This window comes from Staphylococcus sp. GDX8P80P, assembly GCF_017893095.1.
GTDB lineage: Bacteria > Bacillota > Bacilli > Staphylococcales > Staphylococcaceae > Staphylococcus > Staphylococcus borealis.
This window is the reverse complement of the sequence record NZ_JAESMI010000127.1, coordinates 1-26,510: the sequence shown is the minus strand read 5'-3', so window position 1 is coordinate 26,510 and position 26,510 is coordinate 1. Positions and strand designations below refer to the sequence as shown.

At 34.2% G+C, this 26,510-nt stretch carries 27 protein-coding genes; 12 read left to right on the top strand and 15 right to left on the bottom strand.

Translation table 11 applies throughout. The features are described 5' to 3' along the window. Window positions 1–392: 392 nt before the first annotated feature. Entirely contained in the window at window positions 393–713 is a 321-nt protein-coding gene (locus tag KA858_RS10675) for a hypothetical protein (protein ID WP_210135664.1), read from the top strand. A gap of 17 nt (window positions 714–730) precedes the next feature. On the opposite strand, the gene KA858_RS10670 is transcribed toward KA858_RS10675, so the two are convergent. Continuing rightward, complete coding sequence (locus tag KA858_RS10670) at window positions 731–1,615, bottom strand: AraC family transcriptional regulator (RefSeq protein WP_053028829.1); 885 nt, start codon at window positions 1,613–1,615, stop codon at window positions 731–733. A gap of 114 nt (window positions 1,616–1,729) precedes the next feature. On the opposite strand from KA858_RS10670, the gene KA858_RS10665 reads away from it, so the two are divergent. Next, the gene (locus KA858_RS10665) at window positions 1,730–2,644 is read left to right on the top strand and encodes an EamA family transporter (RefSeq protein ID WP_239469306.1); all 915 of its coding nucleotides are present in this window, start codon (window positions 1,730–1,732) and stop codon (window positions 2,642–2,644) included. A gap of 108 nt (window positions 2,645–2,752) precedes the next feature. Here the strand turns inward: KA858_RS10665 and KA858_RS10660 are convergent, their stop codons facing one another. Then, on the bottom strand, window positions 2,753–3,724 hold the full coding sequence (locus KA858_RS10660; RefSeq protein WP_210135663.1) for an alpha/beta hydrolase fold domain-containing protein: 972 nt from the start codon (window positions 3,722–3,724) through the stop codon (window positions 2,753–2,755). 163 nt (window positions 3,725–3,887) lie between these two features. On the opposite strand from KA858_RS10660, the gene KA858_RS10655 reads away from it, so the two are divergent. Continuing rightward, window positions 3,888–4,847, top strand: coding sequence for an L-lactate dehydrogenase (locus KA858_RS10655; RefSeq protein WP_210135662.1), 960 nt, complete (start codon window positions 3,888–3,890; stop codon window positions 4,845–4,847). Between the two features lie 28 nt (window positions 4,848–4,875). Here KA858_RS10655 and KA858_RS10650 read toward each other — a convergent pair whose 3' ends face one another. Together KA858_RS10650 and KA858_RS10645 are read right to left on the bottom strand one after the other, a co-directional pair. Further along, a complete protein-coding gene (locus KA858_RS10650) occupies window positions 4,876–5,232 on the bottom strand; it encodes a thioredoxin family protein (RefSeq protein ID WP_053028833.1) in 357 nt (118 codons plus the stop codon). Between the two features lie 20 nt (window positions 5,233–5,252). After that, window positions 5,253–5,657, bottom strand: a complete 405-nt coding sequence (locus tag KA858_RS10645) for an acyl-CoA thioesterase (RefSeq protein ID WP_053028834.1) — start codon at window positions 5,655–5,657, stop codon at window positions 5,253–5,255. A gap of 203 nt (window positions 5,658–5,860) precedes the next feature. Between KA858_RS10645 and KA858_RS10640 the strand changes: the two genes are divergently transcribed. Together KA858_RS10640 and KA858_RS10635 are read left to right on the top strand one after the other, a co-directional pair. Next, on the top strand, window positions 5,861–6,913 hold the full coding sequence (locus KA858_RS10640; protein WP_210135661.1) for a zinc-dependent alcohol dehydrogenase family protein: 1,053 nt from the start codon (window positions 5,861–5,863) through the stop codon (window positions 6,911–6,913). A gap of 204 nt (window positions 6,914–7,117) precedes the next feature. After that, the gene (locus tag KA858_RS10635) at window positions 7,118–7,675 is read left to right on the top strand and encodes a LysE family translocator (protein WP_245342090.1); all 558 of its coding nucleotides are present in this window, start codon (window positions 7,118–7,120) and stop codon (window positions 7,673–7,675) included. A 61-nt stretch (window positions 7,676–7,736) separates the two neighbouring features. Here KA858_RS10635 and ptsG read toward each other — a convergent pair whose 3' ends face one another. The 5 genes from ptsG to cidR form a co-directional block, all read right to left on the bottom strand. After that, window positions 7,737–9,803, bottom strand: a complete 2,067-nt coding sequence (gene ptsG, locus KA858_RS10630) for a glucose-specific PTS transporter subunit IIBC (protein ID WP_107629126.1) — start codon at window positions 9,801–9,803, stop codon at window positions 7,737–7,739. Between the two features lie 389 nt (window positions 9,804–10,192). Further along, window positions 10,193–11,932: a pyruvate oxidase gene (locus tag KA858_RS10625; RefSeq protein ID WP_053028837.1), complete on the bottom strand. Its 1,740-nt coding sequence runs from the start codon at window positions 11,930–11,932 to the stop codon at window positions 10,193–10,195. 52 nt (window positions 11,933–11,984) lie between these two features. Further along, window positions 11,985–12,671 (bottom strand): LrgB family protein, encoded by a 687-nt coding sequence (locus tag KA858_RS10620; RefSeq protein WP_075108174.1) that lies wholly within the window; start codon window positions 12,669–12,671, stop codon window positions 11,985–11,987. 1 nt (window position 12,672) lies between these two features. Further along, window positions 12,673–13,059 carry a CidA/LrgA family protein gene (locus tag KA858_RS10615; RefSeq protein WP_053028839.1) on the bottom strand — a complete coding sequence of 129 codons (387 nt, stop codon included), beginning with the start codon at window positions 13,057–13,059 and terminating at the stop codon, window positions 12,673–12,675. Window positions 13,060–13,372: 313 nt separating this feature from the next. After that, window positions 13,373–14,257, bottom strand: a complete 885-nt coding sequence (cidR, locus tag KA858_RS10610) for a cidABC operon transcriptional activator CidR (RefSeq protein ID WP_053028840.1) — start codon at window positions 14,255–14,257, stop codon at window positions 13,373–13,375. A 192-nt stretch (window positions 14,258–14,449) separates the two neighbouring features. Here cidR and KA858_RS10605 point away from each other — a divergent pair, with 192 nt between their 5' ends. Together KA858_RS10605 and KA858_RS10600 are read left to right on the top strand one after the other, a co-directional pair. After that, on the top strand, window positions 14,450–14,665 hold the full coding sequence (locus KA858_RS10605; protein WP_053028841.1) for a sterile alpha motif-like domain-containing protein: 216 nt from the start codon (window positions 14,450–14,452) through the stop codon (window positions 14,663–14,665). 334 nt (window positions 14,666–14,999) lie between these two features. Continuing rightward, window positions 15,000–15,434, top strand: coding sequence for a CHAP domain-containing protein (locus tag KA858_RS10600; RefSeq protein ID WP_053028842.1), 435 nt, complete (start codon window positions 15,000–15,002; stop codon window positions 15,432–15,434). Window positions 15,435–15,534: 100 nt separating this feature from the next. Here the strand turns inward: KA858_RS10600 and KA858_RS10595 are convergent, their stop codons facing one another. Together KA858_RS10595 and KA858_RS10590 are read right to left on the bottom strand one after the other, a co-directional pair. After that, a complete protein-coding gene (locus KA858_RS10595; protein ID WP_210135660.1) occupies window positions 15,535–16,809 on the bottom strand; it encodes a hydroxymethylglutaryl-CoA reductase, degradative in 1,275 nt (424 codons plus the stop codon). A 4-nt stretch (window positions 16,810–16,813) separates the two neighbouring features. Further along, window positions 16,814–17,965 carry a thiolase family protein gene (locus tag KA858_RS10590; RefSeq protein WP_053028844.1) on the bottom strand — a complete coding sequence of 384 codons (1,152 nt, stop codon included), beginning with the start codon at window positions 17,963–17,965 and terminating at the stop codon, window positions 16,814–16,816. 295 nt (window positions 17,966–18,260) lie between these two features. On the opposite strand from KA858_RS10590, the gene KA858_RS10585 reads away from it, so the two are divergent. Next, complete coding sequence (locus KA858_RS10585) at window positions 18,261–19,427, top strand: hydroxymethylglutaryl-CoA synthase (protein ID WP_210135659.1); 1,167 nt, start codon at window positions 18,261–18,263, stop codon at window positions 19,425–19,427. An 84-nt stretch (window positions 19,428–19,511) separates the two neighbouring features. Here the strand turns inward: KA858_RS10585 and KA858_RS10580 are convergent, their stop codons facing one another. Continuing rightward, window positions 19,512–20,033, bottom strand: coding sequence for a methylated-DNA--[protein]-cysteine S-methyltransferase (locus KA858_RS10580; protein WP_107629128.1), 522 nt, complete (start codon window positions 20,031–20,033; stop codon window positions 19,512–19,514). 58 nt (window positions 20,034–20,091) lie between these two features. Here KA858_RS10580 and KA858_RS10575 point away from each other — a divergent pair, with 58 nt between their 5' ends. Beyond that, window positions 20,092–20,445 (top strand): YrhK family protein, encoded by a 354-nt coding sequence (locus tag KA858_RS10575; protein WP_210135658.1) that lies wholly within the window; start codon window positions 20,092–20,094, stop codon window positions 20,443–20,445. A gap of 51 nt (window positions 20,446–20,496) precedes the next feature. Here KA858_RS10575 and KA858_RS10570 read toward each other — a convergent pair whose 3' ends face one another. Further along, entirely contained in the window at window positions 20,497–21,447 is a 951-nt protein-coding gene (locus KA858_RS10570) for a CorA family divalent cation transporter (protein ID WP_210135657.1), read from the bottom strand. Window positions 21,448–21,607: 160 nt separating this feature from the next. Beyond that, a complete protein-coding gene (locus tag KA858_RS10565; RefSeq protein ID WP_053028849.1) occupies window positions 21,608–22,078 on the bottom strand; it encodes a hypothetical protein in 471 nt (156 codons plus the stop codon). Between the two features lie 273 nt (window positions 22,079–22,351). On the opposite strand from KA858_RS10565, the gene KA858_RS10560 reads away from it, so the two are divergent. Together KA858_RS10560 and KA858_RS10555 are read left to right on the top strand one after the other, a co-directional pair. Beyond that, window positions 22,352–22,900, top strand: coding sequence for a TetR/AcrR family transcriptional regulator (locus tag KA858_RS10560; protein WP_075108182.1), 549 nt, complete (start codon window positions 22,352–22,354; stop codon window positions 22,898–22,900). A gap of 135 nt (window positions 22,901–23,035) precedes the next feature. After that, window positions 23,036–23,485 (top strand): VOC family protein, encoded by a 450-nt coding sequence (locus tag KA858_RS10555; RefSeq protein ID WP_107629132.1) that lies wholly within the window; start codon window positions 23,036–23,038, stop codon window positions 23,483–23,485. Window positions 23,486–23,619: 134 nt separating this feature from the next. Here the strand turns inward: KA858_RS10555 and pruA are convergent, their stop codons facing one another. Further along, the gene (pruA, locus tag KA858_RS10550) at window positions 23,620–25,164 is read right to left on the bottom strand and encodes an L-glutamate gamma-semialdehyde dehydrogenase (RefSeq protein WP_210135656.1); all 1,545 of its coding nucleotides are present in this window, start codon (window positions 25,162–25,164) and stop codon (window positions 23,620–23,622) included. A 279-nt stretch (window positions 25,165–25,443) separates the two neighbouring features. Between pruA and KA858_RS10545 the strand changes: the two genes are divergently transcribed. Next, window positions 25,444–26,394 carry an NAD-dependent epimerase/dehydratase family protein gene (locus KA858_RS10545; RefSeq protein WP_210135655.1) on the top strand — a complete coding sequence of 317 codons (951 nt, stop codon included), beginning with the start codon at window positions 25,444–25,446 and terminating at the stop codon, window positions 26,392–26,394. Window positions 26,395–26,510: the final 116 nt, after the last annotated feature.

Genomic DNA, 26,510 nt, shown 5'->3' with positions numbered 1-26,510 from the left:
AGTTGTCTAAATACGTAATGCATTAATATGTATATCAAAAGTGATGTTTCAACACTTTCTATAGAAGTTGTTAATTAATAATACGTCTTTTCTATCATGAACACCTTAAACGAATTATTACTTCTAATAAGGGTATGCTATCATTTGCGTATTTAGTCAGTTTTAATATTGTAAATCTAATGTAAAATTATATTAACAAAGATTAATTTTTTTAGAAATGTTCAATAATTTAAAATTACAAATAAAGACTAATTTTAAAAATATTTTTCTTAATTTAATATTTAATATGTATTATCTGATAAATCATTAAATATTTACGCCATATTTACATTAAATTAAAATTCTGATGTTACTTTAAAGGTAAATAAAGATACAACTTTAGGAGGATACTGATGGGTAAACCTTTGACTAAACCTGTGAAAATAGCAATTGGCATCTATTTAGCAATGGTATTATTCGTTTGTTCAAGCTATTTAATATTTATTCTTGTAGGTAGCTTACAAGGAAACGATATGAGTAATTCAGTTTTAGACACAGACCATCAACACATTAATAGTGTTACTAAAGATTCTAACGAAGGCATTGATGATACGAAGTTAAACAAAGCATCTGCAACGCGTGATGATGTTGCGAAAGAAGAAATGACTTTAAATTCTAATGATACAATTTTAAATACAGATACCGAAAAAGTAGGCGCACATTCATCTGATTGATGAACATTGCACCTACTTTATTTTAAGTGTTTCGCATATTTGATTTGGAATTGCTTTGGTGTAAGCGAATATTTATGTTTAAAACTTTGTATAAAATAACTTGTTGTTGAAAAACCACAGTCCATCGCTACTTCAGTCACATTTCGATGATGATACATCAGCTGCTTTGCACTTTGTTCTAGGCGATAGTTTTGTAAAAAGTTCAATGGTGTGTCCCCTGCAAATCGTTTAAATAACTTTATTGTTTCCGCCTCACTCATATGAACCATGCGACTTAATTCGCTAAGTTTAACTTTTTTATAATAATGACTTTGTAAGTATTGAATACATTGCTTCACTCTTGGATCAAAGAAATATTGAGTGACTTGTTGATACTGATCAAAGATATTTAACAGGTGATTTAAACATTGATAAAATTCACTAAGAATTTGTAATTGAAAATAACCTTTTTGCGCGATATAAATTTGCCCTACTTTCTCAATCCGTTTCAATAAATGGATGCTCTCTTCATCATTTGGACTTAATTTAATAAACGGAATAGACTGCGCTTGATCTACAATATGACTAACATACGTAAAGTTAATATATTCTGTAACATTAGGTAATCCAATATTCCAGCAATAAAAACGTGCCCCTTCATCTACATCATGAATTTCATGTACAACGTTGGAGTTAATAAATAATCCTTCACCCTCATGAATCACTAATGTATTTTCTGCTAACTTCACCTGAATTATCCCATCTGTCACATACATAAATTGTAATGCATAATGCCAATGTAGCGGTATATAGCCGAGTAATGTCTTATTTAGCGTCGTATGTAAAATAACATGTGGCCAACGACGATCAGGGTAATTAATCTTTTCTTCTAAATTTGCATTTACAGTCATTTCAGACGTCATCTGTAATCACCTCAATATTTTGATACTTTTACTCATTATTTGAGTATTATCCATTTCATAAACATTATATTATGAGATTTATAATAAAACAAAATACAGATGGAGGTGCATTGTATGACTCACACACAACATAGACTAAAAGGTGTGTTATTTGCAATTATAGGTGCTACTTTGTGGGGATTAGGCGGAACGGTTTCAGATTTACTGTTCAACCAACGCGGTTTAGATGTTGATTGGTATGTCACTGCACGCCTATTAATCAGCGGCGTCTTCTTACTCAGCCTTTATAAAATACGACGCCCTAAACAATCTATTTTTATTGTTTTTCGAAATCCTAGAACAATCGTTAGTTTGTTTATTTATAGTTTAATCGGTATGCTATTTGTTCAATACGCCTATATGGCATCGATTGCAACTGGTAATGTTGCTGTAGCTACCCTTTTACAATACATTGCACCTGTGTATATCATCATTTGGTTCGTTATACGTGGTCTCGATGTATTCCGTCCATTTGATATATTAGCCATTGCAATGACATTAATTGGAACATTTTTACTTTTAACAAATGGATCGATTTCTCATTTAGTTGTATCTCCTACAAGTTTATTCTGGGGCATTATCGCAGGTTTAGCACTTGCGTTTTACACGATCTATGCCACAGGTTTGCTTGATAAGTTCCCATCTATTTTAATCGTTGGATGGGCAATGATCATTTCTGGTTGTGCCATGAACTTTAAACAACCTATTTGGGATGTTAGCTTGAATACTATGAGTGCGTCTACAATCGTTTATTTGATATTTGGTATTATTGCTGGGACTGCTTTAGCATTCTATTTATTTATCGATAGTCTCAAATACCTATCACCTAAAGAGACAACGTTATTAGGTACCATCGAACCAGTCATTGCAGTTGTAACAAGTGCCTTATGGCTTGATGTTACGTTTCAATCGATACAAGTGGTCGGCATTGTATTAATTCTGATCTTAATTTTAATGCTATCGCTTAAGAAACAACCTGAAGAGATATAACCAATGAAAAGCGCCTAAGACGTTTACCATGATTAACACAAGTGGGATAGCATTTACGATGCATTGATTTATCCACGCAGTGAATCATTTCGTCCTAGGCGCTTTCTTTTATAGAATAATAGATTTAAGTTGTGTAAAGAATTTCTGTCTTTCTGGTAATGGGAAAATCGGATAAATGTGGAATAAATTATATCCCGGTATAAAATCATGTTCAATGCCTTTCGCATTCAACATTTTAGATAATTTTAAAGCATCTGGATATAACGTTTCTTTCGTACCGATGAAGATGGATAATCGTCCTAATCCTTCTAAATCACCATTAATCGGAGAAATTCTATAATCCTCAATTGGTAATTCACCTGCCCATAATTTGATGAAGTATTGACTACCTTCTATCCCCAACATAGGATCGATGCGTTCATATGTTTTAGCATCTGGATTGCTCATCGTACCATCTAACACTGGTGATAGCATTACGATATGACCCGGTTGAGGCAACGTCGTTTCTGCTTTTAAATATTCTGCAAATGATAATGCGATTTGTCCACCTGCTGAGTCTCCCATAATAATGAGTTGATCTGTATGTTCAACTTTGGCAACCTGCTTATCATAAATGAGCTTTAATAATTCAAACGTCGTGCGGTAATCACGATGAGGCACTTTAGGATAAATTGGCATAATGACCTTCGCATCAAGTTGTCCTGCAAGTTCATCGATAAAATTAAAATGGTTCTCTAGCGGATCTTGGAACCACGCACCACCATGAATATATAACACCACTTTTTGTTGATGATTACATTGATCATTCACAATATATGTCACACAGCCATTCCAACTTTTTGTTCGAACATCATGTTTAAATTCATAACTTGTGCCACCATATTTACCGGCCGTAATTGCTTTAGTTTCTTCTAATACTTTTTTAGCATCTGCCTCATGCTCAAATGTTTTTTTCATACCAGACATTCGTATATACTTTTCAGTTATATAACTCTTATAGCTACGTTTTTCTTTTACTTTAATAAATGCTAATGTACCTAATATCGCAGATGTTGCTACTGTTAATACACTTTTTTTCATCGTCTTGATGACCTCCTATACATTTATATATTATAAACCTTAAATTCCAAATCATTTAGTAATTAACACTAAGAATATCAAACAATATTTTCAATTTAAGTCAAACGTGCTATCCTTATATCAATTATCTGAATTTTCAATTTAAAAGAGGAGGCAAGCATTGATGTCACGTCATAAAATCGTTCTTATAGGTAGTGGTTATGTAGGTTCTGCGTTTGCCCACGCAGTTGTAGCTAAAGGATTAGTCGACGAATTGGCAATTATTGATATTGACGAGGATAAAGCTAAAGCGGATGTATGGGATTTGAATCATGCTACGCCATTTGGTGATCACTTCGTTAATGTGCATGTAGGACAGTACGAGGATTGTAAAGATGCAGATATTGTGGTGATCTGTGCAAGCGCAAAACTTGCTAAAGGAGAAACACGACTTAAATTATTAGAAGATAATGTCGATATCTTTGTTCCAATGGTTCAACGTATTGTCGATAGTGGTTTTGATGGTTACTTTGTATTACCTTCTAATCCTGTAGATATTATGAGCTATGTCGTTAAACACGTCTCAAATTTCCCTAAAAATAAAATCATTGGGTCAGGTACCTCTTTAGATACGGCTCGTTTCCAATTCTTCTTAAGTCGCGCGTTTAATGTTGCACCAAATCAAGTATATGCGCCCATTATTGGCGAACATGGAGATTCGCAAGTCGCAGTATGGTCACATGCTCAAATTGCAGGTGAATTCATCCTAGATTTATTGCCATCTGATACAAATATTGAAGCGTTTAAAGCATCCATAGCAGAACAGACAACGCAGGTCGGTTATGATATTCATGTTCGAAAAGGCACGACCAATTTCGGCATATCGCTTAGTTTAGTTCGAATTGTAGAGGCGATTCTATTCAATAAACAGATCATCATGAATGTATCAAGCTATTTAGAAGGCGAGTATGGACTTACCGATGTCTATATAGGTGTGCCAACAATCATTAATGGTAACGGAGCAGATAAAGTCTTTGAATTCGCTTTATCCGAAGATGAACACGCACAATTACATCAATCAGCCCAAGTGATAGCAACCTATCAACAACGTGCCGATGATATCATTCAACGTATGAGTAAATAAGAACGGACACATGGGATAGGGACAGAATTCAATTTGAATTCAAAGTTCCATCCCCTGTTCCAAAACAGCTATCATACATTAAATCCAATTGGTGTTCGAAACGTTGCATATCTATAAAACGTGCTTGACGATGCATTTCTTTACCATCCATAAAAATTAAATCTACAGGCACAGTAAATATAGATAACTCACCTGCAATTGCTTCGATATCTGATTGGTTTATAATGGCAAGTTCTGCATGAGGATAAGTAGCTACAATATCCTCAATTTGAGGTAACACCGCATGGCATACCGAACAATGATTTCGCATTACATGAACAACTACTAGTTGATGATCTTTAATAAATTGATGAAAAGCTTCAATAGTACTCAAATGCTTCGTCATTTTCTCACCCACACTTTTACTTATTTTAATAAATCTTGAAATACTTCTGGCATCTTAGTTATTCTTTGACGTTCTAAATCAAAGAAACCACCCGTTTGATATCCAATACAATGCACTTTATCTCCGGAAGAAATTTCAAATTTAAATACCCATTTCATTCTTCCACCTTGAACAAACCAGCATCGTCCTACTGGCTTATCATGTATCGTTATCGGAACTTTGTATTCTATTTCTGTTTTCATTAATATTGGCGATATATGTTGCTTCATCATTTCTGAGAAGGTCATGTAGTTATTAATGAATATCGTACGTAAATCTTCAAACCAGCGAATATATACAATATTACTCACGATACCCATCGCATCAATGTCGTAATTATTTACTTCGATCTCTTTTTCAGCTACTAATAAGCCTTCATTTTCCATAAATATAATCTCCTTTAAATCATCTTTCAATTATATTTTACGACGATTAAATGCATTTTTCATCTAATTTAACTATACATCTCATGATGGTACACTTATATATATGCCAATTTTATTATATATTATTTTTATTAAATACATAACCAAATTAACATGCTATAATTATTGTGAAATAATTCACAATAAATAGGAGGATGATTCATTTGAAAGCTTATATTTATGAAAAGCCAGGTGTCGCAAAACTCATTGACAAAGAGAAGCCGGTTGTAACTGAAAGTACAGATGCTATTATCAGAATGGTCAAAACGACGATTTGTGGTACGGATTTACATATTATTAAAGGTGATACACCTGAAGTACCTGCAAATACAACATTAGGTCATGAAGGTATTGGTATTGTTGAATCTGTTGGTTCAAGTGTCAACAATTTTAAAGTTGGCGACAAAGTTATCGTGTCTTGTATTTCTTCATGTGGCAAATGTTATTACTGTAAAAAAGGCATCTATGCGCATTGTGAAAATGATGGTGGTTGGATTTTGGGTCATTTAATTGACGGTACACAAGCCGAATATGTTAAAGTTCCTTTCGCAGATAACTCTTTATACCATGCACCAGACGCTTTACCTGACGAAGCATTAGTCATGTTATCCGACATATTACCTACTGGATATGAAATTGGTGTATTAAAAGGGAAAGTGAAACCGGGTAGTACGGTTGCAATTGTGGGAGCTGGACCAGTCGGATTAGCTGCTTTATTAACTGCACAATTTTACTCACCTTCTAAAATCATTATGATTGATTTGGATGATAATCGTTTACAAACTGCGAAAGAATTAGGTGCAACGCATACTGTTAATTCTAGCAATGTGGAAGAAGCTATTGCGCAAGTCAAATCACTGAATCATCGTGGTGTAGACGTAGCAATAGAAGCAGTCGGTATTCCGCAAACATTCGATTTATGCCAAAAATTAATTGGCGTCGATGGCACCATTGCTAACGTAGGTGTCCACGGTTTACCGGTTCAATTCGATATCGATAAATTATGGATTAAGAATATTAACGTAACAACAGCACTTGTGTCTGCAAATACAACTGAAGAACTGTTAGAAGCTTTGAAAAGTAAAATTATCCAACCTGAACAATTGGTTACACATTATAGTAAGTTAAGTGATATTGCACATGCCTATGATTTGTTTAGAAATGCTACAGATCATAAAGCGATTAAATTACTTATCGAGAATGATATAACACAATAATCCTTAATCATCACTTTATATTATTAATTTCTATAAGACCTTTAATCATTCTAAGTATTGATTTCAAAATGCATAGTCATTGGTTAAAGGTCTTTTTTACATAGAATCCAATCACAAATGTCAGAATTATCTAAATTTAATTTCGTTTTTTATTTCAATTGGTGTTAAAATAGATTTATTCAACTTTCGAGGGAGAGATGGTCGTTGTTCTCTTACTTACTATTTATTACTACCATGTCATTCACACCTGGGCCTAACACCATCATGGCGATGTCCGAAGGTCAACGTAAAGGCTTCATAAGCGCTTTACCTTTTAATTTGGGTGTGTTCATAGGTATTTTATTTACACTAGCAATTGCTTTATTATTCTCAGAGCCACTAAAACATAACCATAGCTTTATTATCATTATGAAGATTATCGGTACGCTTTATTTATTATATCTTGCATATCATGTATTGATTTCAAAGCCAGATAGCGCAAAAGAGGCTTTAGATCGCCCTGTACTCAAAGGTATACTCATTCAAGCTACGAATGTTAAAGCAATGTTATATTTTTTAACCGGATTAACAACATTCACATTACCTGATGCTTGGAATTCTACTTTTGTACGCTCAATTTTACTTATTGTCATCGGTATTGCTGGCGCAATCGTATGGAGTCTTTTAGGTCAAATGATGAATCGAATCTATCAACAACATTATAAAATCATTAATGTCGTTATCACGGCTTTATTACTTTATAGTGCTGTGGAACTTTGGTAGTTCATTTTCCCGATTAAAATAAACCTCCTGTCATTATTTCTGACAAGAGGTTTTTTCAATATTATTTAATTTTCATAATTGCTTTACCTGGGTCTACTGATTCAACATCTTCTACTGTTAATGTTTTATCTCCCAAGTTTGTAATAATGATTGGTGTTACTGTACTTGGTGCATGTTCTTTTAAGTATGCTAAGTTGATTTTCATTAAAGGTTGACCTTGTGTAACTGATTCGTCAGCATTTACAAGGCTTTCGAAACCTTCACCGTTTAATTTCACTGTATCAATACCAATATGAATAAGTACTTCCACACCAGATTCAGATTCTAATCCGATTGCGTGTTTCGTTGGGAAGATAGTTTTAACTGTACCATCAAATGGTGCTACGATTTCTCCTTTTTCAGGTACAAATCCAACGCCGTCACCCATCATTTTTTCTGAGAATACTTTATCAGGTACTTCTGATAATGGAATAATGTGTCCAGTTCCTGGTGCATAGATTTCTGTCTCTTTAATTTCTTCCACGTTTATAGGTTCATCTGACGTTTCTTCAGTAACTGTTGTTTCACTTGGTTTAGTGATTTCACCTTTCATGATAAGTGACATATCATGTTTAATTTGATCTGATTTCGGACCGAAGATTGCTTGCATATTATTACCTACTTCAAGTACACCTGAAGCACCTAACGCTTTCAAACCTTGTACATCGACTTTAGATTTATCATTTACTTCAACACGAAGACGTGTGATACAAGCATCTAAATGTTTGATATTTTCTTTACCGCCCATTGCGTCTAATACATCAAATGGTAATCTTGCTACACTTGAGTTACGAATTTCTTGTTCTTCATCTTCACGGCCAGGCGTTTTAAGATTGAATTTCTTAATTGCAAAGCTAAATAAGAAGTAGTAAACAACTGCATAGACTAAACCAACTGGAATAACTAATAACGCATGCGTACGATCCCAGTTTAATAAACCATAAAGAATATAGTCGATAAATCCACCAGAGAAAGTCATACCAATCTTAACATCAAGTAAGTGCATGATTAAGAATGATGATCCTGCTAAAAATACATGAATAACATATAATAATGGTGCTACGAATAAGAATGAGAATTCTAATGGTTCTGTAATACCAGTTAAGAATGATGTTAAAGCAGCTGATAACATTAAACCACCAACTACTTTTTTACGTTCAGGGCGTGCATTTTTATAGATTGCTAATGCAGCAGCTGGTAACCCGAACATCATAAATGGATATTTACCAGTAGTAAATGCACCTGCTGTGAATGGTACGCCATCTTTCAATTGAGCCATCCAAATACGTTGGTCACCGCGAACGAGTTCACCTGCATGGTTTGTATATTGTCCAAACTCGAACCAGAACGGCGCATAGAAAATATGATGTAATCCGAATGGAATTAATGAACGCTCAATAATACCAAAGATAAATGTTGTTAATGTTAAGTTCTTATTCAATAAGAAGTTTGATAAGCTATTTAACCCTTCTTGAATTGGTGGCCAAACGAAACATAATGCAATACCTGTGATGATTGCAACTACTGATGTCACGATTGGCACGAAACGTTTACCTGCAAAGAATCCCAAGAATGGTGGCAATGTAATATTGTAGTATTTGTTATAACACCAAGCAGCAAGTGCCCCCATAATGATACCGCCGAACACACCCGTTTGAAGTGTTGGAACACCTAAAATTAAGGCATATGCTGGTAATTTATCAGCTTGACTTAGTTCTTTAGCGCCATTAGCGTAACTATAAATATCATCAATTGTGATATGCATAATTTGTCCCATAGTGGCATTCATAATTAAGTAACCTACTAAAGCGGCTAAAGCGGCAACACCGTCTCCACCAGCTAATCCAAGTGCTGTACCAACTGCAAATAGCAATGGCAAGTTATCAAATATAATTTGTCCAGCCGCTTCCATAACAGATGAAATCATCACGAAGACGTCCATTTTTAGCCACGGTGCAATGCCAACAAGTTGTTCGTTGTGCATCGCATTACCGAACGCTAATAAAATCCCGGCAGCTGGTAAAATTGCAACTGGTAACATTAAGGCTTTACCGATACGTTGCAATTGACCGAAAAATTTCTTAAACATAATCCTTATTCCCTTCTACCTAAATTTGAACACGATAACATAAAAAAAGACATAAGCAATACTAAGAAAAGTAAGTTTGAGAAATGCATAGCGATACAGTGATTTAAAATCATGTATACTCGTCCCTTTAATTTCTCTTCTACTTTCAAAAATACATCTCTAAGTAACGCAAATTATGAAATGTATTTTTACTAAGGCTATTCCATGCCTTAGTCTCATTGATTGCTTATGCCTAATTTAATAGTAACACGCAGTTCTTTTTTTCAATTAATTTATATTATATACCTATGATAAAACGGTTTCAATACTTTTTTAAATAGAAATTGCCGACAAAACCAAAGTTTTGTCGGCAATTTTGTCTCAAGCGTTAGTAGAACGCTGAATATTTATTATAAGAAACGTTTAGCAGCAACTGAAATTGGTGGAATTTCGTCGAAGTCTAATTTTTTATCTTCAGTAATTGATCTGTAAGCCCATTTACCATAATTAATTGCTTCTTCGTTCACAATTTTACCTGGTAATGGTGCAGCATTTGGATCAACATGTACGTCAACGATAGTTGGTACATTTTCATTTAACGCTGCTTCTACTACTTCATCAATACGGCTTGGGTCTTTTAAGACATAACCTTTACCACCAGCAGCTTCTGCGAATTTAGCGTGATCCATATCAGAGAAGTCAATGGCATATTCTAATTCACCAGCAGCTTGTTGTTCATATTTAATGAATGATAATTGTTTGTTATTCATAACAAAAATTGTCACTGGTAGGTCATATTGAACAGCAGTTGCAAAGTCTTGCATTACCATTTGGAATGCACCGTCACCACTAATAGAAATTGCTTGGCGTTTAGGGAATGCAATTTTAGAAGCAATTGCGCCTGGTAGACCGCAACCCATCGTACCTAACCAAGAAGAAATAATAAATTTATTATTAACTGATAAGTTTAGGTAACGTGTTGACCAAACTGTAGACGTACCTACATCAATTGAGAATACCGCATCGTCATCACTATATTTGCTAATAGCTTTCATTAAGCGTTCTGGACGGATTGGCGTACTTTCTTGATTCATGTCTTGTTCCATCCATTTATCCCAAACAGCTTTACGTTCTAATGTTTTTTCTAAGAATGGGCGTTGTGGTACGTGTTTAATGCTATCAGTTAATTGGTGGAAAGCAAGTTTAGCGTCACCAACGATACCTACGTTGACACTGAAACGATGACCAATGACATCTGGGTTTGTGTCGATTTGAATAGCTTTAATATTTTTCTTAGGTAGGTAATCAACGTATGGATAGTTTGTACCTGCCATGATTAATAAATCGGCATCTTGAATTGTTTGATAAGATGTTTTTGTACCGATTTTACCTAAGTTACCAATGCTATATGGGTGATCATCAGGAATGATTGTTTTGGCTGGTAACGTATGAATAACTGGAATTTTAGCTGCTTCAACAAATTCACGTAATTCATCTTTAGCATTTTGTGCACCTACACCAACGATCATAACTGGTTTTTTACTTTTATCGATTAATTTTGCAGCTTTTTTAATGCTACGTAGTGTTGGCGTTGGTGCTTTAGGTTTAGTAGTATCTATAGCACGGTTTGTAGTGTCTTTAATTTTTTGAGTTAATAAGTCGTTAGGACATACAACTACTGCGACACCACGTTTTTCGTATGCAGTACGAATTGCTTCGTTTACAATTTCAAATACGTTGTCACCTTTTTTAATTTGGTGGTTGTATACAGAAACATCTGAAACCATATCTGTAATGTTTGTTTCTTGGAATGCTTTTGTACCTAATAATGTACTGTTTGTTTGGCCTGCTAAGATTAATTGAGGGACACGATCCATTTTTGCATCGTACATACCATTTAATAAGTGAACGATACCAGGACCACCGATACTTAATGCTACCCCAATTTTTCCTGTCATTTTAGTGTATGAAGCTGCAGCTAAACTTGCTACTTCTTCATGACGCACATGATAGAATTTAAATGAATCTCTAACTGTACGTAAACTATCTACTACTGCGTCAATTGAATCCCCAGGAATGCCATATAAGTGGTCAATATCCCATGCTTCTAACGCTTTTACTAATGCTTCGTTTGCTTTTATCTTCGCCATTATTACAATAGCCCCTTTCTCTTTTTCAACGAGTACTAAGTATATATTCCCTTTAGTAGAACAAAATAATCATGATTGGAATAAGTATTGAACTTATGACAGCAGTCAATATCATTCCAATTGAACTGAATGCACCGGATTCAATATCGTGTTCTAATGCTTTTGCGGTACCGAACGCGTGTGATGCATTCCCATATGTTAAACCTCTCGCTATAGAGGTCTTAAAATTACCTACTTTCAATAACATTGATCCCATCATACTACCGATTAGTCCAGTAGTGATGATGAATAAGACTGTTATCGTATCCGTACCACCTAATTCTTGTGAGACTTCAATACCAACAGCAGCTGTTATTGAACGTGGTAATATTGTTACGATGGTTTCCTCGTCATAACCCAATAAGTTCAACGAGGTAAACACTAACACAAAATTAAGTATTACGCCAACCATCACGCTCGTAAAAATAATACTTAAATTTTCAATAATTTTATGTCGATTCTTATATAGTGGGTAAGCTAAACATACAACAGTGGCATTTAATAGATGGTTAATCCACTTACCACCTGTCATGTAATCATGATAGTTTTGATGTGTTAACAATAATACGATAATGACGCCAACTGAACCAACTAATGCTGGATTCAAAAATGGATTATCGTATTTTTGTTGTAGTTTTTTTGCAGCAAAATACATAACGACGGTCAACAATATCATTAAGATTGCTTGAATAAATGTCATACTATTGATGACCTCTCTTAACGTTAGGTTGTTTAACCATCTTTTCAGCAATGTAACCAGAAGCAAGTGCAACGCAACTTGTACCTACAATAATTAATAAGAAGAAAATGATATAACTCTTCGTGATATCAGACACAATATCCATAATACCTACAACGGAAGGTATAAAGAAAAACACCATTGTAGCTAATAGGAACTCTGCACCTTCAGATATCCAATTCATGCGTATCACTTTCAACTCAAGTAAAATGTACAACAATATCATGCCTACGATACTTCCAGCTAGTGGTATATGCAATAATGTTTGCAACAAACTACCTAAGTAACTAATGACTATGATAATGGCAATTTGTATGATAACTTTTGAAATAAATAATAATTTTTTCAAGATGACTGACCTCCCACTAAAATATGTCGAAATTGTTACAGTGAATTTTGAACCTATATTCATCATTCTAATTCAACGTTCAAAAATAGAAAAATATCCATTTTAAATACGACCTATAGCTTTTTTCTATGTAATCGCTTTAACGATTATCATTAGTAGTTTCAAATAATGTGTTTATCTTGTAAAAAATGTATTCAAGCCCTCATTTTGATTACATAAAAAAGTTGGAATGCGAATACACATTCCAACCCTTAAATAAAACATATGATATAAGATGTTATTTTAGTTTATATAATTGTATAGACCTATGATTTTAATCATATTTCAATCGCTCACTCATAAAACCTATCCATTTAGATGTTGCATGACTTAATAGTTTATCTTTTTTCCAAATGGCACCTAATTCCCAGCTCATACCTGTATCTTCAATTTTAATACTTTTAATATTATCTTTGAGCATATTTGCAATATGTTCTGGTAAGATACTTACACCTAAGTGTGCTAGCAATAAGTACTCAATAAAGTTCCATTGCGAAACATTCGAAACTGTATTTGGAAGAAAACCTGCATTTTTAGCTGCAGCAATAATTTTATCATTGAGGTAAAAATCTTCGTTAAATAGTATAAAATCTTCATTCTTCAACTCAGCCATTGTCACTGAATCACGTGTAGCAAGTTCATGCTCTTTACTTACAACCAGCCTTAAATCTTCACTGTATAAAGGTAAATAATCAAAGACATTTTCATCAATCGGAATAGTTGTAATACCAATATCAATTTGGTCATTGATCAGACGTGTTTCTATCGATTTACCGCCACTCTCATTTAAATTGTATGTCACGTTAGGATATAGTTTATGGAACTCACCAAGAATATAAATAAATTGTTGCATATCCATCACTGCTGACATCCCAATGTTGATATGGCCTGTTTCCAATCCCAATAGTCCATTAATTTCAAAAGGAATATTATCATATAAGGCAATAATTTCTTCACATTTTTTGTAGAATATTTTACCTGCATCCGTAAGTACGAGATAGCGTTTTTGACGATCAAATAATGTCATCTTTAATTCATTTTCAATATCTTTAATCGCTTTACTAATCGTTGGCTGAGCGATATATAAAGATTTTGAAGCATTTGTCATACCACCTTGATTTACCACTTCCATAAAATATTTCATATGTTTGATATCCAAATGCTCACCCTCTTTGTTCATTATTATAATTTCATTATACACGAAATATTTTTGAGAAAATAAAAATATTTAAAGTAAAACTATATGTTTCCATGCACTATGATATTTAAATTTCAATGTTTGACCCTATATGTTTCCTTTTCAAAAAATGTTATAATCACATAGGCTCAATTTGATTAAAGAGGTGAGGCATTGAGCTTTTACGAATTTATGCAAAATTTTGTTGGTGATGACACACCATTAGGTGAATTGGTAAATTGGATTAATCAAGATAGCAATTTCCCTAAAGACGTGAAGAGCCAAGTAGAAGTATTGTCATATTTTCGAAATAATCCATGTCCAGAAAACATACCCGTGACTATCGTTAAAAGAGCATTGGCTGTTTTTAACCAATTCACAAATGTATGATTTCTAACTTGTTATTATACATCATGGACGTATCATCTCACTAAGCGCCTTTATGGCGCTTTTTTTGGGAGTAGGACAGAATTCTTTTTGAATTGGTCGTCCCATCCCCCCCCCCGCATTTGAAATTAAAAGTCTTTCGAACTTTAAAACATTACTATGCTACTGTGCGAAATTGTGCAAATTTACTTTAATGTAAAATAAGTTACAAATTACGCTGTTATATTTCATATATATTACAGTTATTTGTATAATTCGTTTCTTATATTGTATTAGACCTTTTTAACCAATATGATTAATACAGTTTTTAATTCTTTTATATTTTGAGGAGAACACAATGAAATTTAAAAAATTATTTTCACGTCTTTTACTCGCTACTGGAATCATGTTCGCAGGAACTTTTACATATCAAACTATTGAACACACGCACGTATCTGAAGCCGCTTCTTATAATTACTATACGAAAGGTCAATGTACTTGGTGGGCATATCAACGTCGTGCTCAACTAGGTAAACCTGTATCAAATCGTTGGGGAAATGCTAAGAATTGGTATTACAACGCACAACGCTCTGGTTATAGAACTGGTCATACACCTAAACGCTACGCAGTAATGCAATCTACTGCAGGTTATTATGGTCATGTTGCTGTTGTCGAAGCCGTATATAAAAATGGAAGTATTAAAGTTTCTGAATATAACTATAATAGACCAAATGGTTACGGTACACGTTACTTAAGTAAATGGTCAGCACGTAATTATAATTACATCTACTAAATGAAATTATGACATTAAATGAATAAATAAAAGCCACTACCATGAGTAAGGTACTTAAATACAGTCCTTAAGTCATACGTAGTGGCTTTTCTATATATCATTATCGTCGTAAATCTTCTAAAATTTGTTGCGCTGTTGCAGTGTTTGCTTTAGGCGCTTGTTTTAATGCTTCGGCAACACGCGCGATTTCATCACCTTTAGCACCAACAACAATGGCTAACGATTTGTATTGTAAGCTCATATGGCCTTTTTGGATACCTTCAGAAACTAACGCTCGACACGCTGAAAAGTTCTGTGCTAATCCTACGGCAGCAACAACTTGACCTAGTTCTTGTGCTGATTGAACATTTAATAATTCGAGTGAAGCTTTCGCAATTGGCAACACTTTTGTACCGCCACCAACAATAGCTAATGTCATCGGTACTTCAATCGTTCCAATTAAACGTCCACGTTCTTTATCATATTTCCAAGTTGCGATACCTCTATATTGCCCATCACGACTTGCATATGCATGTGCGCTCGCTTCAGCACCACGCGTATCATTCCCTGTTGCTAGGACAACTGCATGGATACCATTCATTACCCCTTTATTATGAGTTGCTGCACGGTGGATATCAACTTGTGCTAATACTGAGGCACGTTCCATGCGGTGTGCAACTTCTTCTCCAGAACGATCACCTTTATTTAAATCATTGATATCAATTTCACCTTGTACACGTACGACTGAGGCTGTCGCATGGTTAGACAAAATACTCATGAGCACATCACGATTTGGAAATTCATTCTTTAAATGTGCTGTAATAGCTTCTAAAATCGTATTAAGCATATTGGCACCCATTGCATCTTTAGTATCAACAAAAACCTTCAATGACAATAGTTGATGTTCTGGAAACGTATCGATTTCAATACGTCTATATCCACCGCCACGTTCTATAATTGATGGATATGCTTCAGCTGCAATTTGCTTAATTTGTGGTTCTAATGCTTGAATGTCTTGAGCTAACGCCGCTGTATCGTTGACATCATCAAAGACGATTTGACCAATCATTAAGCGTTCACTTTTGACCGTCTTAAAACCACCTGTATTGTTGACTAATTTGGCACCATAACTTGCTGCAGCTACAACAGAAGGTTCTTCAACCATCATTGGTACAACATATGCTTTGTCATCAACAATAATTTTAGGTAATAAACCTACAGGCAACGTTCCTTGGCCTATTACATTTTCGATTAAACTATTCGCAACCTCTTCATTAATTAATGGATTATTTAATAATACATGATAGTTGTCATCTGTTAGCCAACCATAATCAACGAGTTGTTTTAATTTATCTTCACGAGATAAATGTCGAAACGACTTATCTAATTGCTTCATACTATTATTCCCCTTTATCAATCATTAAAGCGATGCCTAGACCACCACCGATACATGCCGTTGCAATACCAGAGCGTTTATTCTCTTGTTCAAGTGCATTCACTAATGTTGTGACAAGTCTAGCGCCACTCGCACCAATTGGGTGTCCTAATGCGATCGCACCACCGTAAATGTTTAACTTGTCATCTGGAATATGCAAATTATCTTTAACTGGTATACTTTGTGCCGCAAATGCTTCAGTCATCTCTACAATATCGACATCATCGATTTTACTATCTGTTTTATTCAGTAACTTCTCAACAGCATAGAATGGTGCATAACCCATATATTGAGGATCGCAACCTACTTCAGCATAGTCTCCAACAATACCAAGAATGTCATACCCGTGTGCTTTCGCATACGATGCTTCCATCAAGATAAGTGCAGATGAGCCATCGTTAATACTTGAAGCATTACCACCTGTGACTGTGCCATCTTCTTTAAATATTGTCTTTAATGTTGCAAGTTTCTCAACACTACTATTTGGACGCACACCTTCATCTGAAGTCATTTCTTCACCTTCAGCGTCTGTCATGCTAATAATTTCATTGTTGAATTTACCTTCTTGAGTCGCTTTAGCTGCTTTTGCTTGTGAATGATTTGCAAATTCATCTTGCATTTCACGTGTGATGTCATATTTTTCAGCGATATTCTCAGCTGTTACGCCCATTGGTACATAATGAAACGCATCTGTTAACCCATCGTGCATAAAGCTTTCAACAGGTTCTTGACCCTCTTTCAAAATTAATTGAGGGGCATTGGTCATACTTTCAACCCCACCGACTGCAACAACATCCGCTTCGCCTAATTGAATTAACTGTTTCCCTAATATGATCGCTTTAAGCCCAGAACCACATACTTCGTTAATTGTCATAGCTGGTGTTGTATCAGGTACACCGGCTTTGATCGCAATTTGGCGTGCTGGGTTTTGTCCTACGCCACTTTGTAATACGTTTCCAAAAATAACTTGTTGTATGATATTAGGATCAATGTTCGCAGCTTCGATGGCACCTTTCAAAGCTGTCGTTCCTAATTCAACTGCAGAATAATTTCTTAATTTCCCTTTATATCTACCGATTGGTGTTCTTTTAGCACTGACTATAGCAATTTTTTTCATTCTTTATCTCCTTATATGTAGTTTATATATAAATTGTAATTTAGTTATTTAATTTGGTAAAATAACTATTAATATGATTATTAATAATAGCCGATAGAAGTTTTCTCAAACTCAATGTTATACCATGCAGTTTCACGTATTTTATTATATTACGCTATTAAACGACATGCGTTATTGCATTTAACCATTAGAATGAAAACGCTTTCTGTTAGTGAGCATTTTAAATGAAATTGTCACAAAAAGCTACTATTAATATGAATTATAAAAATTAGAATAATGAAAGGATGTAGTGCCCGTGAGTATAGGAATTGATAAAATTAACTTTTACGTCCCTAAATACTATGTAGACATGGCTAAGCTTGCAGAAGCTCGCCAAGTTGATCCAAATAAATTTTTAATTGGGATTGGTCAAACCCAAATGGCAGTCAGTCCAGTATCACAAGATATTGTATCTATGGGGGCTAATGCTGCTAAAGATATTATAACAGATGATGATAAAAAACATATTGGAATGGTCATTGTAGCGACTGAATCTGCAATTGATAATGCCAAAGCTGCGGCAGTTCAAATACACAATTTATTAGGTATTCAGCCATTTGCACGCTGCTTCGAAATGAAAGAAGCTTGCTATGCTGCAACACCTGCCATCCAATTAGCTAAAGACTATATTGAGAAACGTCCTGAAGAAAAAGTCCTTGTCATCGCAAGTGATACAGCACGTTATGGTATTCAATCTGGTGGCGAACCAACACAAGGTGCTGGCGCAGTGGCTATGTTAATTTCTCATAATCCTAGTATTTTAGCCTTAAATGATGACGCTGTTGCATATACAGAGGATGTTTATGATTTCTGGAGACCAACTGGACATCAATACCCGTTAGTTGCAGGAGCTTTATCTAAAGATGCCTATATTAAATCGTTCCAAGAAAGTTGGAATGAATATGCGCGTCGTGAAGGTAAATCACTATCTGACTTCGAATCATTATGTTTCCACGTACCATTTACTAAAATGGGTAAAAAAGCACTGGATTCTATTATTAATGATGCCGATGAAACAACACAAGAACGTTTAACTTCTAGTTATGAAGATGCAGTATACTACAATCGTTATGTAGGTAACATTTATACAGGTTCATTATATTTAAGCTTAATCTCATTATTAGAGAATCGATCACTTAAAGGTGGTCAAACAATTGGATTATTTAGCTATGGCTCAGGTTCAGTTGGAGAATTCTTTAGTGCCACTCTAGTTGAGGGTTACGATAAACAATTAGATATTGATGGACATAAGGCATTATTGAATGATCGTCATGAAGTCTCAGTTGAAGGCTACGAAAGTTTCTTTAAACGTTTCGATAATTTAGAATTCGATCATGATACGGAACAATCAAATGACGACACATCTATTTACTATTTAGAACGTATTCAAGATGATATTCGTCAATATCACCGTCCTGAATAACATCATTCATAGTAAAGAGGCGTTAGAGACATGCACTTTTAGCAAGGTGTCTCTTATGCCTCTTTTTATTTATATTCACTATGATCACGGTTTGGTTGAATGTTTAGGTCGATACAGGTGAGTCATGTCTACTTGTTCAAGTTCGAGTAGTTTGATCTTATGATTAATTGTGCCACCATACCCTGTTAAGCTACCATCTTTACCAACTACACGGTGACATGGGATAATAATTGAAATAGGGTTACTACCTACTGCGCCACCCACTGCTTGTGCAGACATATTGGGTTTACCGCGTTCTTCTCCTACTAGATGTGCAATCTCACCATACGTTTTTAATTGACCATATTCTATGTGTTGTAATTTCTGCCATACGCTTTTTTGAAATGCAGTACCTTCTGGTTTAAGCGAAAAATCAATAGTCGGACGCTGTCCATCAAAATATTGATTCAACCATTTAACCGCTTTTTTGAAGACATCTAGCTCCGGATTAGTAGGATGTGTTACTGTCGTGTCCTGATATTTATAAAGTAGATGTGTGAGTGACTTGCCATCACTAATGAGCTCTAAGTTTTGCACGGGTGATTCGTAAAGCATTGAATACGCCATCAAACCCCTCCTTTCTGACCATTATGACGAAGTTTGATGCCAATGTACAACGGGAAGTATGAAACAATACTTAAATAATGGGGGTGTACCTGTGGCTGGTTTAAATAAAGATGATGTTGATTTGCATTTCAATACGAACCGATTTAATGAAGATGATCATGCTAAACAAATTTCATTCTTCTACAAAGCACTATATCAAATCAATGATATTGTATTAGGCATTATATTCTTGATAGGAAGCTTTTTATTCTTTAGTGATCAAACAATGATTGCTGGCACAATATTATTTGTGATTGGTAGTCTTCAAATGACTGCAAGACCTGTGATTTCTTTTGTTCACGATATGAAACTATCAAGATATTACAAACGAAAGTATAGTCAACACGTTACCGAAGAGACACACAATCATTAATAAAGTGGGGCAGAATCCAAATTGTATTCATTGCCCCACGCTTAATTTGTGTTAGAACCAATCTTTCTTTTTAAAAAGTGTAATGAGTGATACAACAACTATGATCGAAATTGCGATAAAGACAAAGTAGCTATAATGCCAATCGAGTTCAGGCATATAGGAGAAATTCATGCCATACCATCCCGTTAAAAATGATAATGGAAAGAATATGGATGAAATAATCGTTAACACATTCATCACGCCATTAATTCTATTAGAACGATAAGACTCATTATTATCTTTAATATCATCTGTAATATGTTCACATGCCATTAACGTATCGTTCTGTCTTAATAACCTACTATGAATATGCTTAATCAATAACTGATACTCGTGTGATACGTTTAATGATGTTTCATCTATCATTTCATTTAGTAATTGTTCCATTGGCATCAATACACGCTTGAGTTTAATAATTTCAGAGCGAATGTGATAGACATCATCCATTAATTTACGGTTATTAACTTTATCTACATTCTGATTTTCAAAAGAAAAGACAATGTCCTCCACATGATTGACATAATTAAAATATTCATCTGTGATTCTATCAATCATGACGGCTACCAGTTCAGTTACAGTTATGTCTTTCGGCAACGTATTGAATGATGAAATGATGTCTGATAAAACCTTCATGGGATATTTATGTACGGTAATCATCCAATTATGCTTTACAGTTATACTTAGTGGTTCTGCTGAAAAATCATTGTGACCTATCGCATGGAGTATGAGATATAAATGTTGTTTATGCGGATGGGTACTTATTTTGGGTCTTGTTACTGTAAATACAGACGCTTCTAAGTGGTGTTTAGCAATATTGAACCGTTGCGTCAGTATTGCTTGATCATTTTGAGTTGGATTTTCGAAATCAACCCATACAAGTCTTGCATCTTCAGGTATAGCTGAAAATGTACATGCAGTATGAAAACGATGTGCTTGGTCTTGATAGTGGACATGGATTGCCATAGTATCTCCTACTTTTCATATCTTTTATTCTTCCATACCACTTTTCAGAAAATAAAAACAAAAGGCTAAGACACACGGAAAGTCGCATTAAATTCATTGCTTAAATCCGTTAATGTCTTAACCTTAATTCCCAACCATATTACAGGTGTAAAAAATCACATTAGTTTTGATTAAAATTATATAATTCATAACCTTTGTCTTTAGCATATTCAATGGCTAAAATTTCTAAAACGTTAATGAATGCTGGTTCATTTTTAACATTGACATATTGGAATTTCAAATTGTAATCTTCAGCTGTAATTGATTTTATATCGTCTACATTAACCCCTTTTTGTTGTGCTAAGCCTTTTTTAAATTTAGTCGTCCCTACACCTGATTTTAAATTATATTGACCTAATTTATTAAATAAATCCTTAGTAATTAGTTGATACCCTGTAGAGTAACCACCAGTTTGTCCAACGAAAATAGGCGTTTTCTTATCAAAAATAACATAAACGCCAAATTTATCTTGAACCTTTTCACGGTCTTCTTTACTAAATGTTAGCGCGCTATCTTTATCATATTTAAATAATTTCTTAAGTTGCTTCTTATTATCCTCTTTAATTTGATCTAATTGTTTACTGCCCTTCATAATTGAAATCCTCCCATACAGAACTCGTTTAATATCATTCGTTAAACAATGTTTCTATTTGCATAACATATACCCTTTCACAATGCTTTGAAACGCATCGTCTAAATCATCGTACACGATATTTCAGAATTTTCATATCAGTTTAATTTTTATACGTTATTTACATCTTTAATGTAAATACATGTTTATTTATGTATTTATATAATCTATAATTAGATATTATGTTTCTATAAAATGATTAGATTCTTCTATAGATGTTAGAGGAGAACAATTTTGAATGATAAAGACTTACGGGTAATTAAGACCAAAAAAGCATTAACAGATAGTCTATATTCGTTGCTAGAAGAAGAAGCATTTTCAACTATAACGGTAAATATGATTTGCAAAAATGCTGGTGTGCATCGCACGACGTTTTACAAACACTTTTATGATAAATTCGAATTATTAAATCAGCTATTGAAATTAACACATGATGATTATTTTGCGACTGACATTAAAGAACGTTTGAATAATCCTTTTCAAACACTAGCCAATACGTTTAATAAAGAAGAAATATCTAGAATTGAACATAAACAATTCAATGATAAAGCATTTGATGAAGCGCGCAATAACTATTTGATTGAAATCATGCAGAACGACTTCAAAGCAAACATGCATCGCATTACTGTTGACGGTGTCGTTCCTAAGAGTTTAGTATTCTATGTCTTCGGTTCCGTGCTAAATGCATTTATGGATTGGAAAAAGGATGAAAATGTAGAAATCAAACCTAAGCAAATGGACCAAATTTTTCATAAACTTATCAATGTCAAAGCACACGATTAAATAAACATGAGGATGTAGGCATCAAAGCTACTTCTTCATGTTTTTTTTGATAGTCGTCAATAGGTATTAATCGCTATTTATTATAAATCAATATATAATGGCATTGGTTATAAACTAATAAAAAGGGGTTAAATCATGACTGAATTATTTCCATATTTAGCATTCGAAAAAGCAAAAGAAGCAATATCTTATTACGAGGACGTCTTTGGTGCTACAAACGTTAAAAGATTAGACATTAGCGAAGCACAAGCAGAACAATTTGGCATGACGAAAGAACAAGCTGCAGACGCTACTATGCACGCAGAATTCGAAGTATTAGGCGTCAAAATCTTATGTTCCGATTCATTTGGACGCGTAGAGAATATTAATAATGGTATTTCACTGCTTATCGATTTCGATGTTAATGATCATAACGATTCAGATAAAGTTCAACAATTTTACGATAAAATTAAAAATCACGACTCTGTAAACATCGAAATGCCGCTTAAAGAACAATTCTGGGGTGGAAAAATGGGTGCCTTCACTGATAAATATGGCGTACGTTGGATGTTACACGGGCAAGATTACACACAACTTAATTCATAATTCACAACAATCTCTGTTTTATTTCATTAAGAATGTGCTGTAACAGAATCTATAATATAAGGGAGTGGGACTGAATTCTTTTTTTAATTCATCGTCCCACTCCCAGCTTTATATTTATAAAATATTTTTTGATCTTAGAACATTTCTGAAACGACTTTTTGTTCTAAGAAGTTTAATAAGTAGTCTGGACTACCTGTTTTAGCATCTGTACCAGACATTTTGAAGCCACCAAATGGATGGTAACCTACAACTGCTGCAGTACATCCACGGTTAAGGTATAAGTTACCTACATCGAATTCATTCACTGCTTTAATCCAGTTCTCACGATTATTCGTAATCACTGCACCTGTTAAACCATAGTCTGTATCATTCGCAATTTCAATTGCTTCTTCGAAATTATCAAATTTAGTAAAGCCAACCACTGGACCAAAGATTTCTTCTTGCATTACTTGGTCAGATGATTTTAATCCTGAAATAATTGTTGGTTTAATGAAGTAACCTGTTGAATCATCAGCTTCGCCACCAATTTCAATTTTACCTTCTTTACCACCAATTTCGATATATTTTTTAATTTTGTCGAATTGTTTTTTATTAATTACAGGACCCATAAATGTATTATCTACAGTATTACCAACGGTTAATTCTTTTGTTAATGCTACTGCTTTTTCTAAGACTTCATCATAAACTGAACTGTGTACGATAGCACGTGAACATGCTGAACATTTTTGGCCAGAGAAGCCAAATGCTGACGTTACGATTGACTCTGCAGCTAAATCCGTATCAATATTTTCATCAACGACAATCGCATCTTTACCGCCCATTTCTACAATAACACGTTTTAAGAATGTTTGGCCTTCTTGAACCACTGCACTACGTTCATAAATACGTGTACCAGTTGCACGAGAACCTGTGAACGTAACAAAGTGTGTATGCACAGAATCAACTAAATAGTCACCAATTTCTTTAGGATCACCAGGTACAAAGTTAACAACACCTTTAGGAAGACCTGCTTCTTCTAAAATTTCAATTAATTTATACGCAGTTAATACTGTATCTTCAGCAGGTTTCAATAGAACTGTATTACCAGCTACTACTGGTGCTAATGTTGTACCAGCCATGATAGCAAATGGGAAGTTCCAAGGTGGAATCGTTACACCTGTACCAATTGATTTATAGAAGTACTTGTTATGTTCCCCTTCACGGTCTAATACCGGTTTACCATCTGCTAATTCCATCATTGAACGTGCATAGTATTCGATAAAGTCGATACCTTCAGCCGCATCGCCTACTGCTTCATCCCATGGCTTACCTGCTTCGTATACCATAACCGCAGAAATTTCTTCTTTACGACGACGAATAATTGCTGCTACACGTAATAATAATTCTGCACGATCTTTATGTGACCATTGACGCCACGCTTTATAAGCTTTATTTGAAGATTCAAATGCTTTATCAACATCTTCCTTAGTTGCTTTAGATACTTTAGCAATTAATTCCGATGTATTAGCTGGATTAATTGAATCAAATGTATCATCTTTAGTAATGTGCTCACCGTCAATCACAATTGGAAGTGTTTGACCAAATTCACTTTTAACTTGTTCTAACGTTTTTTGAAATCTTTCTACATTTTCTTGTACTGAAAAATCAATCCCAGGTTCATTTTTGAAAGGTACTACCATTCTTAATTACCCCCTATGTATTTGTAAGAATTATAAAAATCAGTAAAACATTGACTTACTTAAAATGATAATTTGTATCATTAATTTCATTCTACTATGCTTCGGGTTATTTTTGCAATCGCTTACATACATATTATCTGAAAAGTTTTAATTATTAGTCAGATGGGTGTTTCACGCAAAAAAAAATACAAACGATATTATTATAATTTTATATTTTTACAAAAATAAAGTATAATATAATTACACAAATTAACGACATCAAGAAAAGGAAGTACACAAATGAAAGCATTAATTACAGGCGGAGCAGGGTTTATTGGCTCACATGTAGCCGAACATTTTGTTAAGCAGAATATCGAGGTACATGTTATCGATAATTTAAGTTCTGGATACTTACACAATATTCCCTTTGTTAATAAAGAACATATTTACGTCAAGGATATCACCGATTTTGAGTTTGTAACGCAATTAATACGTCAAGAGCAATTTGATTATGTTATTCATTTAGCAGCCATGGTGAGTGTTGTTGAAACAATTGAGAAACCATCTTTATCTAATCAAATTAATATTGATGCCACAGTTCATCTTCTAGAAACCATTCGAACGTACAATAAGCAAATTAAAAAATTCATATTTGTCTCATCGGCAGCCATTTACGGTGATTTACCAAGTTTACCTAAATCCGTTTCTCACTCTAAACCATCGCCATTATCTCCATATGCAATACAGAAATACGCTGGAGAGCAGTATGCTAAGATTTACCATCATTTATATGATATGCCTTGCGCTTGTCTCAGATTCTTTAATGTTTATGGTCCAAGACAAAATCCAAACTCGGATTATTCAGGTGTCATCTCAATAATGAATCATAGATTTACGCATCAGACTGAATTTACCTTCTATGGTGATGGTGAACAAACTCGTGATTTTGTTTATATTGATGATTTAATTGCTGCTATGTGGCTTGTGCTGAATACCCCAGCAACAAGTGGTTTAATATTCAATGTAGGTACGGGCATACAAACAAATCTGAAAGCAGTTTTTAAAGCGTTTGAAAAGGGCTTCAATTACAGTATCCCATACCACTTTAAAGCACCAAGACTTGGAGATATTAAGCATTCTTGTGCTGACATTACACCACTTGAATCATTAGGTTATCACCCTCAATTTGATATAGCTAAAGGCATTCAATCTTATTTGGCATATAACAAAGAACATAAAGTAAAATTATGAAAGCATCGACTCAGATAAGTTAAAAGCAGATTGTTACAAATGCCCTTTTAGTTCAGTCAACTACTGTCAATACATTTTTATAGGGAGTGGGACAGAATTCCTAGCAAAAATGCCAG

Coding starts and splice junctions, on each gene's coding strand:
- KA858_RS10675 (WP_210135664.1), top strand. CDS start 393: ATGGGTAAACCTTTGACTAAACCTGTGAAAATAGCAATTGGCATCTAT.
- KA858_RS10670 (WP_053028829.1), bottom strand. CDS start 1,615: ATGACGTCTGAAATGACTGTAAATGCAAATTTAGAAGAAAAGATTAAT.
- KA858_RS10665 (WP_239469306.1), top strand. CDS start 1,730: ATGACTCACACACAACATAGACTAAAAGGTGTGTTATTTGCAATTATA.
- KA858_RS10660 (WP_210135663.1), bottom strand. CDS start 3,724: ATGAAAAAAAGTGTATTAACAGTAGCAACATCTGCGATATTAGGTACA.
- KA858_RS10655 (WP_210135662.1), top strand. CDS start 3,888: ATGTCACGTCATAAAATCGTTCTTATAGGTAGTGGTTATGTAGGTTCT.
- KA858_RS10650 (WP_053028833.1), bottom strand. CDS start 5,232: ATGACGAAGCATTTGAGTACTATTGAAGCTTTTCATCAATTTATTAAA.
- KA858_RS10645 (WP_053028834.1), bottom strand. CDS start 5,657: ATGGAAAATGAAGGCTTATTAGTAGCTGAAAAAGAGATCGAAGTAAAT.
- ptsG (WP_107629126.1), bottom strand. CDS start 9,803: ATGTTTAAGAAATTTTTCGGTCAATTGCAACGTATCGGTAAAGCCTTA.
- KA858_RS10625 (WP_053028837.1), bottom strand. CDS start 11,932: ATGGCGAAGATAAAAGCAAACGAAGCATTAGTAAAAGCGTTAGAAGCA.
- KA858_RS10620 (WP_075108174.1), bottom strand. CDS start 12,671: ATGACATTTATTCAAGCAATCTTAATGATATTGTTGACCGTCGTTATG.
- KA858_RS10600 (WP_053028842.1), top strand. CDS start 15,000: ATGAAATTTAAAAAATTATTTTCACGTCTTTTACTCGCTACTGGAATC.
- KA858_RS10595 (WP_210135660.1), bottom strand. CDS start 16,809: ATGAAGCAATTAGATAAGTCGTTTCGACATTTATCTCGTGAAGATAAA.
- KA858_RS10590 (WP_053028844.1), bottom strand. CDS start 17,965: ATGAAAAAAATTGCTATAGTCAGTGCTAAAAGAACACCAATCGGTAGA.
- KA858_RS10580 (WP_107629128.1), bottom strand. CDS start 20,033: ATGGCGTATTCAATGCTTTACGAATCACCCGTGCAAAACTTAGAGCTC.
- KA858_RS10575 (WP_210135658.1), top strand. CDS start 20,092: ATGAAACAATACTTAAATAATGGGGGTGTACCTGTGGCTGGTTTAAAT.
- KA858_RS10570 (WP_210135657.1), bottom strand. CDS start 21,447: ATGGCAATCCATGTCCACTATCAAGACCAAGCACATCGTTTTCATACT.
- KA858_RS10565 (WP_053028849.1), bottom strand. CDS start 22,078: ATGAAGGGCAGTAAACAATTAGATCAAATTAAAGAGGATAATAAGAAG.
- KA858_RS10555 (WP_107629132.1), top strand. CDS start 23,036: ATGACTGAATTATTTCCATATTTAGCATTCGAAAAAGCAAAAGAAGCA.
- pruA (WP_210135656.1), bottom strand. CDS start 25,164: ATGGTAGTACCTTTCAAAAATGAACCTGGGATTGATTTTTCAGTACAA.
- KA858_RS10545 (WP_210135655.1), top strand. CDS start 25,444: ATGAAAGCATTAATTACAGGCGGAGCAGGGTTTATTGGCTCACATGTA.